Origin of the sequence: Nocardia sp. NPDC051981, from assembly GCF_040680715.1 — a bacterium.
Classification (GTDB): domain Bacteria; phylum Actinomycetota; class Actinomycetes; order Mycobacteriales; family Mycobacteriaceae; genus Nocardia.
Map to the genome: position 1 here is coordinate 160,045 of NZ_JBFAXK010000006.1, position 12,433 is coordinate 172,477.

Annotated in this window: 12 protein-coding genes; all 12 read left to right on the forward strand. The window is 69.4% G+C overall.

The window, feature by feature from the left end:
- Positions 1-75: 75 nt before the first annotated feature.
- Entirely contained in the window at positions 76-714 is a 639-nt protein-coding gene (pyrR, locus tag AB0L60_RS14040) for a bifunctional pyr operon transcriptional regulator/uracil phosphoribosyltransferase PyrR (RefSeq protein WP_354837398.1), read from the forward strand.
- Positions 711-1,676, forward strand: coding sequence for an aspartate carbamoyltransferase catalytic subunit (locus tag AB0L60_RS14045; protein ID WP_364612468.1), 966 nt, complete (start codon positions 711-713; stop codon positions 1,674-1,676). Before pyrR ends, AB0L60_RS14045 begins: the two co-directional genes overlap by 4 nt.
- On the forward strand, positions 1,673-2,965 hold the full coding sequence (locus AB0L60_RS14050; protein WP_364612471.1) for a dihydroorotase: 1,293 nt from the start codon (positions 1,673-1,675) through the stop codon (positions 2,963-2,965). The genes AB0L60_RS14045 and AB0L60_RS14050 overlap by 4 nt, the downstream gene beginning before the upstream one ends.
- Positions 2,966-2,994: 29 nt before the next feature.
- Positions 2,995-3,495, forward strand: a complete 501-nt coding sequence (locus tag AB0L60_RS14055; protein ID WP_364612474.1) for a transporter — start codon at positions 2,995-2,997, stop codon at positions 3,493-3,495.
- Positions 3,492-4,610, forward strand: coding sequence for a glutamine-hydrolyzing carbamoyl-phosphate synthase small subunit (carA, locus tag AB0L60_RS14060; protein ID WP_364612477.1), 1,119 nt, complete (start codon positions 3,492-3,494; stop codon positions 4,608-4,610). Before AB0L60_RS14055 ends, carA begins: the two co-directional genes overlap by 4 nt.
- Entirely contained in the window at positions 4,610-7,915 is a 3,306-nt protein-coding gene (carB, locus tag AB0L60_RS14065; RefSeq protein WP_364612481.1) for a carbamoyl-phosphate synthase large subunit, read from the forward strand. The genes carA and carB overlap by 1 nt, the downstream gene beginning before the upstream one ends.
- A complete protein-coding gene (gene pyrF / locus AB0L60_RS14070; protein ID WP_364612484.1) occupies positions 7,912-8,736 on the forward strand; it encodes an orotidine-5'-phosphate decarboxylase in 825 nt (274 codons plus the stop codon). Before carB ends, pyrF begins: the two co-directional genes overlap by 4 nt.
- A gap of 140 nt (positions 8,737-8,876) precedes the next feature.
- The gene (locus AB0L60_RS14075) at positions 8,877-9,725 is read left to right on the forward strand and encodes a patatin-like phospholipase family protein (protein WP_364612488.1); all 849 of its coding nucleotides are present in this window, start codon (positions 8,877-8,879) and stop codon (positions 9,723-9,725) included.
- A 44-nt stretch (positions 9,726-9,769) separates the two neighbouring features.
- On the forward strand, positions 9,770-10,399 hold the full coding sequence (locus AB0L60_RS14080; protein ID WP_364612491.1) for a LysE family translocator: 630 nt from the start codon (positions 9,770-9,772) through the stop codon (positions 10,397-10,399).
- An 84-nt stretch (positions 10,400-10,483) separates the two neighbouring features.
- Positions 10,484-10,912 carry a VOC family protein gene (locus AB0L60_RS14085; protein ID WP_364612494.1) on the forward strand — a complete coding sequence of 143 codons (429 nt, stop codon included), beginning with the start codon at positions 10,484-10,486 and terminating at the stop codon, positions 10,910-10,912.
- Positions 10,913-11,514: 602 nt separating this feature from the next.
- Positions 11,515-11,838: an integration host factor, actinobacterial type gene (mihF, locus tag AB0L60_RS14090; RefSeq protein ID WP_033086940.1), complete on the forward strand. Its 324-nt coding sequence runs from the start codon at positions 11,515-11,517 to the stop codon at positions 11,836-11,838.
- A gap of 7 nt (positions 11,839-11,845) precedes the next feature.
- Positions 11,846-12,430 carry a guanylate kinase gene (gene gmk, locus AB0L60_RS14095; protein WP_364612498.1) on the forward strand — a complete coding sequence of 195 codons (585 nt, stop codon included), beginning with the start codon at positions 11,846-11,848 and terminating at the stop codon, positions 12,428-12,430.
- Positions 12,431-12,433 lie beyond the last annotated feature (3 nt).

Genomic DNA, 12,433 nt, shown 5'->3' on the forward strand with positions numbered 1-12,433 from the left:
AAGCGCGCTGGTAGGGTGACCGCTCGAAAGACATCCTTTAACGGACCGTCCGGTGAGGCGGGGAAGGAGGTCGGCATGGCTGTGCCCGAAGACCGGGCGGCCAAGTCGAGCGCTGCCGAGTTCTCGCAGCGGCACGACCCGGACCGGGTCCAGACCGGACGCGAGCTGCTCTCGGATTCGGATGTGGGCCGGACCATCGCGCGTATGGCGCACCAGATCATCGAGAAGACGGCTCTGGACTCCGGCGACCCCCAGGTTGCTCGCGTGGTGCTGATCGGAATCCCCACCCGCGGAACCACTCTCGCCCATCGCCTGGCCGGCCGGATCGAGGAATTCTCCGGCGTCCGCCCCGCGATCGGCTCCCTGGACATCACCCTGTACCGCGACGACCTGCGCTCCAAGCCGCACCGTCCGCTCGAGCGCACCTCGGTGCCCGAGGGCGGCATCGAGGACGCGCTGGTGGTGCTGGTCGACGATGTGCTGTTCTCCGGCCGCACCGTGCGCTCCGCGCTGGACGGCCTGCGCGATCTGGGCCGCCCCCGCGCGGTGCAGCTGGCGGTGCTCATCGATCGCGGCCACCGCGAACTTCCCATCCGCGCCGACTACGTCGGCAAGAACGTTCCCACCGCCCGCACCGAGGACATCTCGGTGCTGCTGCGCGAGCACGACGGACGCGACGGTGTCTACCTGCGTCAGGAAGGTGACAACCAGTGAAGCATCTGCTGTCGGTCACCGACCTGGACCGGGACGCCGCCACCGGCCTGCTCGACGAGGCCGAGCGGTTCGAGCAGGCGCTGCTGGGCCGGGAGGTCAAGAAGCTGCCGACGCTGCGCGGGCGCACGGTCATGACCGTGTTCTTCGAGAACTCCACCCGCACCCGTGTGTCCTTCGAGGTCGCGGGCAAGTGGATGAGCGCCGACGTCATCAATGTCAGCGCGTCGAGTTCCTCGGTCTCCAAGGGCGAGTCGCTGCGCGACACCGCGCTGACCCTGCACGCGGCCGGCGCGGACGCGCTCATCGTGCGGCACCCGGCGTCTGGCGCGGCCCATCAGATCGCGCGCTGGTTCGCCGAGATGAACGAGGCCGCAAGCGGTTACGCCGGTCCCGGCCCCGCGATCATCAATGCCGGTGACGGCATGCACGAGCACCCGACCCAGGCGCTGCTGGACGCGCTGACCCTGCGCCAGCGCCTCGGCGACCTGGAGGGCAGGCGGGTCGTGCTGGTCGGCGACATCCTGCACAGCCGGGTCGCGCGCTCGAACGCGTTCCTGCTCGACACGCTCGGTGCGGAGGTCGTGCTGGTCGCGCCGCGCACGCTGCTGCCGGTGGGCGTGGAAACCTGGCCGGTGCGGGTCTCGGACTCGCTCGACGCCGAACTGCCGGGCGCGGACGCGGTCATGATGCTGCGCGTGCAGGCCGAGCGCATGAACGGCGGCTTCTTCCCGTCGGCACGCGAGTACTCGATCCGGTACGGCCTCAGCGAGCGCCGGATGAAGATGCTCGACGAGCACGCGGTGGTGCTGCACCCCGGACCCATGCTGCGCGGCATGGAGATCGGCTTCTCCGTGGCCGATTCCCCGAAAGCGGCTGTGCTGCAACAGGTCAACAACGGAGTCCATATGCGCATGGCGGTGCTGTTCCGCCTGCTGGTCGGAACCGACGAGGTGGTGGCATGAGCGTCCTGATCAAGAATGTCCTTCTCTACGGCGAAGGCGACCCGGTCGACGTGTTGCTGGCCGACGGTGAGATCCGCGAGATCGGCGCGGGCCTGAAGGCGCCCGACGCGGAGATCGTCGAGGGCAAGGGTCAGTTCCTGCTGCCCGGCTTCATCGACCTGCACACCCACCTGCGCGAGCCGGGCCGCGAGGACACCGAGACCATCGAATCCGGTTCCGCCGCAGCGGCTCTGGGCGGCTACACCGCCGTGTTCGCGATGGCCAACACCAGCCCGGTCGCCGACACCGCGGTCATCACCGACCACGTGTGGAAGCGCGGCCAGGAGGTCGGCCTGGTCGACGTGCACCCGGTGGGCGCGGTCACCGTCGGGCTCGAGGGCAAGCAGCTCGCCGAAATGGGCACCATGGCCGCCGGAGTCGGCGGGGTGCGCATGTTCTCCGACGACGGCCACTGCGTCTACGACCCGCTGATCATGCGCCGCGCCCTCGAATACGCGAACTCGCTGGGCGTGCTCATCGCCCAGCACGCCGAGGAGCCGCGTCTGACCAAGGGCGCGGTCGCGCACGAGGGTCCGACCGCCTCCCGCCTGGGCCTGGCCGGCTGGCCGCGCGCCGCCGAGGAGTCCATCGTGGCCCGCGACGCGCTGCTGGCCCGCGATGCCGGCGCCCGCGTGCACATCTGCCACGCCTCCACCGCCGGCACCGTCGAATTGCTGAAATGGGCCAAGGCCCAGGGTATTTCGATTACCGCCGAGGTGACCCCGCACCACCTGCTGCTCGACGACTCGCGCCTGGAGACCTACGACGCGGTGAACCGGGTGAACCCGCCGCTGCGCGAGGCCTCCGATGTGGCCGCGCTGCGGCAGGCCCTCGCCGAGGGCGTCATCGACTGCGTCGCCACCGACCACGCCCCGCACGCCGATCAGGACAAGTGCTGCGAGTTCGCGGCCGCCCGTCCCGGCATGCTGGGCCTGGAGACGGCGCTGTCGATCATCGTGGAGACCATGGTCGAGCCCGGACTGCTCGACTGGCGCGGTGTCGCGCAGGTGATGAGCGAGAACCCGGCGCGGATCGTGGGCCTGGACGATCAGGGCCGGCCGCTCGCGGTCGGCGAACCCGCCAACCTGGCGCTGATCGACCCGGCCGCCGAATGGACGGTGGAGGCGGACGAACTCGCCTCGATCGCCCGCAACACGCCCTTCCAGGCGATGACCCTGCCCGCGAAGGTGACCGCCACCTTCCTGCGCGGCCGGCTCACCGCCCGGGACGGCCAGATCGTCGCCGGTTAGCGGCGGGTGGGGAACCGAGGAGGACCGTAATGGAGCGCACACTGCAGGTGCTGGTTTTGCTGGTGCTGTTCGCGCTGTGCCTGTGGCTGATGTACCGGGCGTGGACCCGGCGGGCCAAGAAGCAGGCTTCGGCGATCGGCGACCTGCCGCCGGTGCCCGCCGACTGCGGCGCGCAGCTGCTGGAGCCGACCACGGGGCTCTACCTCGGCAGCACCCTCGCCCCCAGCTGGATTCAGCGAATCACGGTGGGCGACCTGGGTTTCCGCGCCACGGCGGAACTCACGCGATTCGAGCGCGGCATCCTGCTGGAGCGGGACGGCGCGGCGGCGATCTGGATTCCTCAGGAATCCATTACCGCGGTGCGCGCCGAGCGCGGGCACGCGGGCAAGGTAATGACGGAAGACGGTGTGCTGGTGATTCGCTGGACATTGCCGACCGGGACCGAGGTGGATACCGGTTTCCGCGGTGATGACAAAGCGGTGTACCCGGCATGGACCGCAGCAGCTACGAAGACGGGAGACGAGGCATGAGCAGCGGAAATACTGCCGTGATGGTGCTCGAGGACGGCCGCGTGTTCCGCGGGACGACCTTCGGCGCCGTCGGGCAGACATTGGGTGAGGCGGTGTTCTGTACCGCCATGACTGGCTACCAGGAGACCCTCACCGACCCCAGCTACGACCGCCAGATCGTGGTGGCCACCGCGCCGCAGATCGGCAACACCGGCTGGAACGACGAGGACGACGAGTCCTCGAAGATCTGGGTCGCCGGGTACGCCGTGCGCGACCCCGCGCGCCGCGCCTCCAACTGGCGCGCCACCCGCACCCTGCAGGACGAACTGGAGAACCAGAACGTCGTCGGCATCGCGGGCATCGACACCCGGGCCCTGGTGCGGCACCTGCGCACCCGCGGTTCCATGAAGGCGGGCATCTTCTCCGGTGAGTCGCTCACCGAATACGAGGACATGCTCGACAAGGTCAACGGCCAGCAGTCCATGCTGGGCGCGGACCTGGCCGGCGAGGTCTCCACCGACGAGATGTACACCGTCGAGCCGATCGGCGAGCACCGCTTCACGGTGGTCGCGGTGGACCTGGGCATCAAGTCCAACACCCCGCGCATGTTCGCCCAGCGCGGCATGCGGGTGCACGTGGTGCCGTCCAACGTCACCTTCGACCAGATCAAGGAACTGAACCCGAACGGTGTGTTCCTGTCCAACGGCCCGGGCGACCCGGCCACCCAGGACGCTATGGTGGCGCTCACCCAGCAGGTGCTGGGCGAGGACATCCCGCTGTTCGGCATCTGCTTCGGCAACCAGATCCTGGGCCGCGCCTTCGGGCGCAAGACCTACAAGATGAAGTTCGGCCACCGCGGCATCAATGTGCCGGTCGTCGAGCATCATTCGGGCCGCATCTCGATCACCGCGCAGAACCACGGCTTCGCCCTCGAAGGCGAGCGCGGCGAGGTGTTCGACACCCCGTTCGGCAAGGCCGAGGTCAGCCACGTCTGCGCCAACGACGGTGTCGTCGAGGGCGTGCAGCTGGTGAGCGGCCGCGCCTTCTCCGTCCAGTACCACCCCGAGGCCGCGGCCGGACCCCACGACGCCGCCTACCTGTTCGACCGTTTCGCCATGCTGATGGAAGGAGCCTGATGCCACGCCGCACCGATCTCAACCACATCCTGGTGATCGGCTCGGGCCCGATCGTCATCGGCCAGGCTTGCGAGTTCGACTACTCGGGCACCCAGGCGTGTCGCGTCCTCAAGTCCGAGGGCCTGCGCGTGTCGCTGGTGAACTCCAACCCGGCGACCATCATGACCGACCCGGAGTTCGCCGACTCGACCTATGTCGAGCCGATCACCTGGGAATTCGTCGAGAAGGTCATCGCCAAGGAGCGCCCGGACGCGATCCTGGCGACCCTGGGCGGCCAGACCGCGCTCAATTGCGCTGTCGCCCTGCACGAGAACGGCATCCTCGACAAGTACGACGTCGAGCTGATCGGCGCCGACTTCGAGGCCATCCAGCGCGGTGAGGACCGCCAGAAGTTCAAGGACATCGTCGCCAAGGTCGGCGGCGAGTCGGCGCGTTCCAAGGTCTGCTACACCATGGACGAGGTCCGCGAAACCGTTGCGGAACTGGGCTTTCCGGTGGTCGTGCGCCCGTCGTTCACCATGGGTGGCCTGGGCTCGGGCATGGCCTACAACCACGACGACCTCGATCGCATCGCCGGCGGCGGCCTGGCCGCCTCGCCCACCGCGAACGTGCTCATCGAGGAATCCATCCTGGGCTGGAAGGAATTCGAGCTCGAGCTCATGCGTGACGGCAAGGACAATGTCGTCATCGTCTGCTCGATCGAGAACGTGGACCCGATGGGCGTGCACACCGGTGACTCGGTCACCGTCGCCCCGGCCATGACCCTCACCGACCGCGAATACCAGAAGATGCGCGATCTGGGCATCGCCATCCTGCGCGAGGTCGGCGTCGACACCGGCGGCTGCAATATCCAGTTCGCGGTGGACCCGCGCGACGGCCGCCTGATCGTCATCGAGATGAACCCGCGTGTGTCGCGCTCGTCCGCGCTGGCCTCCAAGGCGACGGGTTTCCCGATCGCCAAGATCGCCGCCAAGCTGGCCATCGGCTACACCCTCGACGAGATCCTCAACGACATCACCGGCGAGACCCCGGCCTGCTTCGAGCCGACCCTCGACTATGTCGTGGTCAAGGCCCCGCGCTTCGCCTTCGAGAAGTTCCCGGGCGCCGACCCGACGCTGACCACCACCATGAAGTCGGTCGGCGAGGCGATGTCCATGGGCCGCAACTTCTCCGAGGCCCTGGGCAAGGTGCTGCGCTCGCTGGAGACCAAGGCCGCGGGCTTCTGGACCCAGCCCGACGGCGAGTGGACCGACGTGCAGGCCATCCTGGACGACCTGAAGGTTCCGACCGAGGGCCGCATCTACCAGGTGGAGCGGGCGCTGCGCCTGGGCGCGAGCATCGAGGACGTGGCCGCCGCCTCCGGCATCGACCCGTGGTTCGTGGCCGAGGTCGCGGGCCTGGTGGAGCTGCGCCAGGAGATCATCGACGCCCCCGTGCTGGACGAGCCGCTGCTGCGCACGGCCAAGCACTACGGTCTCTCCGATCGCCAGATCGCTTCGCTGCGACCGGAACTCGCCGGTGAGGGCGGCGTGCGCGAGCTGCGCCACCGCCTCGGCATCCGCCCGGTGTTCAAGACCGTCGACACCTGCGCGGCCGAGTTCGAGGCCAAGACCCCGTACCACTACTCGGCCTACGAGCTGGATCCCGCCGCGGAATCCGAAGTGGCGCCGCAGAAGGAACGCGAGAAGGTCATCATCCTCGGCTCGGGTCCGAACCGCATCGGTCAGGGCATCGAGTTCGACTACTCGTGTGTGCACGCCGCGCAGACGCTGTCGGCCGCCGGGTTCGAGACCATCATGGTCAACTGCAACCCGGAGACCGTGTCGACCGACTACGACACCGCCGACCGCCTCTACTTCGAGCCGCTCACCTTCGAGGACGTGCTCGAGGTGTACCACGCCGAGACCGAGTCGGGCACCGTCGCGGGCGTCATCTGCCAGCTCGGCGGCCAGACCCCGCTGAGCCTGGCCCAGCGCCTCACCGACGCGGGCGTGCCCGTGGTCGGCACCTCGGCCGCGGCCATCGACCTGGCCGAGGACCGCGGCGAGTTCGGCGATGTCCTGGTGGCAGCCGGTCTTCCGGCTCCCAAGTACGGCACCGCCACCACGTTCCCGCAGGCCAAGAAGATCGCCAACGAGATCGGCTACCCGGTGCTGGTGCGCCCGTCCTACGTGCTGGGCGGCCGCGGCATGGAGATCGTCTACGACGAGAAGTCCCTCGAGGACTACATCTCCCGCGCCACCGAGATCACCCCGGACCACCCGGTGCTGGTCGACCGGTTCCTGGAGGACGCCATCGAGATCGACGTCGACGCCCTGTGCGACGGCGAGGAGGTCTACCTGGGCGGCGTCATGGAGCACATCGAGGAGGCCGGTATCCACTCCGGTGACTCGGCGTGCGCCCTGCCCCCGATCACCCTGGGCCGCAGCGATATCGAGGCCGTGCGCAGCTCCACCGCCGCGCTCGCCAAGGGCATCGGCGTGAAGGGCCTGCTGAACGTGCAGTACGCGCTCAAGGACGACGTGCTCTACGTCCTCGAGGCCAACCCGCGCGCCAGCCGCACCGTGCCGTTCGTCTCCAAGGCCACCGCGGTGCCACTGGCCAAGGCCGCGGCGCGAATCGCACTGGGCGCCAGCATCGCCGAGCTGCGCAAGGAGGGCCTGCTCCCGGCCGAGGGCGACGGCGGCTACGCGCCGATCGACGCCCCGGTCGCGGTCAAGGAGGCCGTGCTGCCGTTCCACCGCTTCCGCCGCCCCGACGGCACCGGCGTGGATTCGCTGCTCTCCCCGGAGATGAAGTCCACCGGCGAGGTCATGGGCATCGATGCCGACTTCGGCACCGCGTTCGCCAAGTCGCAGTCGGCCGCCTACGGTTCACTGCCGACCGAGGGCACCGCGTTCGTGTCCATCGCCAACCGCGACAAGCGCGCCATGGTGTTCCCGGTCAAGCGCCTGCACGACCTGGGCTTCCGCATCCTCGCCACCGAGGGCACCGCGGAAATGCTGCGCCGCAACGGCATTCCCTGCGATCAGGTGCGCAAGCACTCCGACGAGGTGGCCGACCAGCCCAGCATCGTGGACATGATCAAGGACGGCGACGTCGACATCGTGTTCAACACCCCGTACGGCAACAACGGCCCGCGCGTGGACGGCTACGAGATCCGCACCGCGGCGGTGGGCGCGAACATCCCGTGCATCACCACCGTGCAGGGCGCGGCCGCGGCCGTGCAGGGCATCGAGGCCACCATTCGCGGCGGCATCGGCGTGCGGTCCCTGCAGGAACTCCACGCGGTGCTGCGCGGATGACGACCTTCGGTGCGCGGCTGCGGGAGTCGATGCGCGAGCACGGCCCGCTGTGCGTCGGCATCGACCCGCATCCGCCGCTGCTGCGGGCCTGGGGCCTGAGCGAGGACGCCGCGGGCGTGGCGAAGTTCGCCGACGCCTGCGTGCGCGCCTTCGCGGGCCGGGTGGCGCTGGTCAAACCGCAGGTGGCGTTCTTCGAGACCTACGGTTCGGCCGGAATCCTGGTGCTGGAGGAGACGATCGCCGCACTGCGGGCGGCGGGCACCCTGGTGCTGGCCGACGCCAAGCGCGGCGATATCGGCTCCACCATGGACGCCTACGCCCACGCCTGGCTCGGCGACGGCCCGCTCGGCACGGACGCGGTCACCGTCTCCCCGTACCTCGGATTCGGTTCCCTCACACCGGCTCTGGACCTCGCCGAGGCCAATGACCGCGGGGTGTTCGTGCTGGCCGCCACCTCCAACCCGGAGGCGGTGGAACTGCAGAACATCACTGGCTCCGACGGCCGCAGCATCGCCCAGCGCATGGTGGACGACGCCGCGGCCGCCAATGCCGGAGCCGAATTCGGTTCCGTCGGTGTGGTGGTCGGCGCGACCCTGGACGAGGCTCCGGACCTGAGCGCGCTCAACGGCCCCATCCTCATGCCCGGCGTCGGCGCGCAGGGCGGGGGAGCGGACTCGATCCGCAAGCTGGTCCCCGCGAGCAGCCTCGGCGCGGTCCTGCCGAACGTCTCCCGCGAGGTCCTCAAGGCGGGTCCGTCGGTCGCCGCGCTGAAGCAGCGGGTCGCCGAGCTCGCAGCGGAATTCGCCTTCCTGCAGGACTGAATACGGTAGCGCCGCAACGCCCTGCCCGACACGGAATCGCCCCGGCCGCCCCAGCGTGACCGGGGCCGATTCCCGTTCAGGCCCGAGCCGAATTTCGGCGGGCATCCCTCCGGTTCCTGTCGCTCGGATACAGTGGCAGCATGTCCGCCGCGGTGCCGCCCAGCGAAATTCGTCATGCGCTCGTGCTCGGAGGGGGTGGCGCGGTCGGCCTGAGCTGGATGGCGGGCGTGGTCATCGCGCTGCGTGCGGCCGGTATCGACCCGGCCCTGGCCGAGCGGATCGTCGGCACCTCCGCCGGTGCGGTCGTCGGTGCCGCGCTCGCCGCCGAGGTCGACCTGAGCCTGCTGCTGCGGCGGCCCGCCCCGGACTCCGACCTGCCGCCGATCCGGTTCGACCCGAACGGTTTCGGTGAGATCATGGGCATCCTCGCCACCCCCGGACTGGACCCGGACGAGGCGCGCCGACGCGCCGGCGCCCGCGCGCTGGAGATGGCGGTCGACAAGCCGGCCGACCATATCGCCCGCATCGGCGGGTTCGTCGGCAACGCGTCCTGGCCGCAGCGCGATCTGCGGATCACCGCCATCAGTGTCACCACCGGCGCACTCCAGGTATGGACTCCCGAGGGCAAGGCCACCCTGCCCGAGGCGCTGGCCTCGAGCACGTCGGTGCCCGGCGTCTTCCCGCCCATCCCGATCGACGGCGCCTACTACTTCGACGGCGGCATGCGCTCGCCGATCAATGCCGACCTGGCCGCCGGCGCCGAACGCATGCTGATCATCGAACCGCTGGCCCACCTGTTCCCGCACAGCCCCACCGATCGCGAACTGGGTGGTGCGGCAACGGCATTCATCGTCCCCGACTCCGGCGCCATCGCCGCCTACGGCCCCGACCTGTTCGACGCCGCGGCCCTGCAGCCCGCCTACGAGGCGGGCCTGCGCCAGGGCGCGGAGGCGGCTCCCGGCCTGAAGGACTTCTGGCCCGCCGCCTGAATCGGGGCCGGAACCGGCACCGGGCCGCCGCGTAGGCTGGCCGGGTGCTGTCGCTCACCGAGATTCTCACGCTGGCCGGGGTGATCGTGCTCGGCTCCATGTCGCCCGGGCCGGATTTCCTGATCGTGCTGCGGAATTCGGTGGTCTCCGGCCGTCGCGCCGGGGTCGCCAGCGCGGGCGGCATCGCGGTCGGCGTGTTCGTATGGGCGCTGGTCACCGCGATCGGCGTGGCCGGGCTACTGGCCGCCTCGGCCGAGGCGTACACGGTGGTGAAGCTGGTCGGCGCGATCTACCTGGCCTACATCGGCATTCGCGCGCTCCTGGCCGCGCGGCGCGGCGACTACCGGCCCGATCCCGGCGCGGCCGCGAACCGTCGCGGTGCGCTGGTCGCCTTCCGGCAGGGCCTGCTCACCAACCTGCTGAATCCCAAGTGCGCCGTGTTCTTCATCGCACTGGTGCCGCAGTTCCTGCCCGCCGATCCGTCGGCGCTGGGCACCTTCGAACTGGCCGTAGTGTGCACGATCGCCAACCTGTTCTGGTTCGTGATCCTGGCCTTCGGCGTGGGCGCGTTGCGGCACGTGTTCACCCGCCGCCGGGTGCGCCGCGCCCTCGACGCCGCCATGGGCACCTTCATGGTCGGGCTGGGCCTGCGAATCGCCATGGAGAGCAACTGATTCCGTCTCGAAGGGCCCGAGCGGCCGCCTTTCCCGGAGCACTAGGCTGAAACCCGACTGCTCGGCAGAAAGGTGGGGTTTCTCATGTCCGACGCCGGCCTCGGCCTCGTCTCCTACGGCCAAACCCGCGTCCTGGTGGACGATTTCGCGTCCAGCTATCGCTTCTATCGCGACGTCCTGGGCCTGCCCCTGAAGCGGGAGGTGCCCGGCGACGTCCCCGAATCCGACGATGGCCCCTACGCCTGCTTCGCCCTCGGCGGCCAGGATCTCGCGCTGTTCACCCGTGCCTACATGGACGCCGCGATCGGCGCCGCGCACCGCCCGCGCGGCGAGATCGACACGGTCGTCGTGGTTTTGCGCGTCGCCGATGTCGACCGGGCCGTCGAGACCCTGCGCGAGCGCGGCGCCCGGATCGCCGCCGAGCCCGCCGAACAGCCCGCGTGGGGCATGCGCGTGGCGCACGTGCGGGCTCCGGAGGGCACGCTCGTGGAGCTGTGCCAGTACGACGACTGACGCGATCTTGTTCGCTGTTGGCGAACCCGTCCGGCGAGCCGATCGAACGCTTGTCCGTATCGCCTCTCTCACGCCCGCCGCACCGCGGCGGGCGTAGTTCGTCGGTGCCGGGAGGTTTAAGCCGTCAGTGGCCGCGTGAGGGGTGGAAAACGGGCCGTTCCGACGGTGGCGGGGCCGCCTCGAACCGGCCCGACCTGCAAGGGAAGGTGTCGGAATTGCGTGTTTCGGCACCCTTCGCAGCGACTCGGGTGATACGCGACACGCGGTACTGAATCGAACGACACGCCGAGAAATCCAAGAAAAATCCAGGTCGCGTGATTACAGGTCGGTCACGGTTTCGCGCGGGGCCCGTCCGACCGCTCCCGGGCCCTGTCAAGTCCGCGAAAAAGCCCTGGCTGCAAGGCTATTCGCGACCGTGCGGAGCCGACCGCGGGGACCGGTCCGGCACTGTCCGCACCGCTGCCCATCCGGCCCGGTCGCGGGCCGAATCACGCGCTGACCTGGGGGGTGGGTTCGCAATCGGCAAGCGTCGTGGGTACGGTCGCTGAGACCACCGGGTTACCGGAGGTAGATCAAGCAATGAACGATGAGACGGAGGAACCGTGGCCCTTCCCCAGCTGACTGACGAGCAGCGCGCCGCTGCTTTGGAGAAGGCGGCTGCCGCTCGCCGCGCTCGGGCGGAGCTCAAGGAGCGCTTGAAGCGTGGTGGCACCGATCTGAAGACGGTCCTTGCGGACGCCGAGAAGGACGAAGTCCTCGGCAAGATGAAGGTTTCGGCGCTGCTCGAGGCCCTGCCGAAGGTTGGCAAGGTCAAGGCGGCCGAGATCATGAGCGAGCTCGAGATCGCTCCCACCCGCCGCCTGCGCGGACTGGGCGACCGGCAGCGTAAGGCGCTGCTGGCCCGGTTCGACTTCAGCGCCGAATAATCCGAGGGTGGTCGAACACACTCGGAAGGGTCGACTGGTTGTCCTGGTCGGCCCCTCGGCCGTCGGTAAGTCCACCGTCGTGCGCTGCGTGCGCGAACGACTGCCCGAATTGGTATTCAGTGTGTCGGCCACCACCCGGGCTCCGCGGCCCGGGGAGGTCGACGGCCGCGACTACCGATTCGTCACCCGTGAGAAGTTCGACGCCATGATCGCGGCGGGCGAACTGCTCGAATGGGCCGACATCCATGGTGGACTGCAGCGGTCGGGCACCCCGGCCGCGCCCGTGCGGGAAGCGCTCACGTCCGGACATCATGTCCTGATCGAGGTGGACCTCGAGGGCGCGCGCTCGATCCGCAAGACCATGCCGGAAGCCAAACTGGTCTTCCTGGCCCCACCCAGCTGGGACGAGCTGGTGTCCCGCCTGACTTCGCGCGGGACGGAATCGCCCGAGGTGATCGAGCGTCGTCTGCAGACCGCCCGCACCGAATTGGCTGCATGTGACGAGTTCGACATCGTTATCGTGAACGACCACGTGACCAGTGCCTGTGAGCAGTTGGTATCGTTGTTCGTTAGCACAAATTCGGGGTCATAGGTC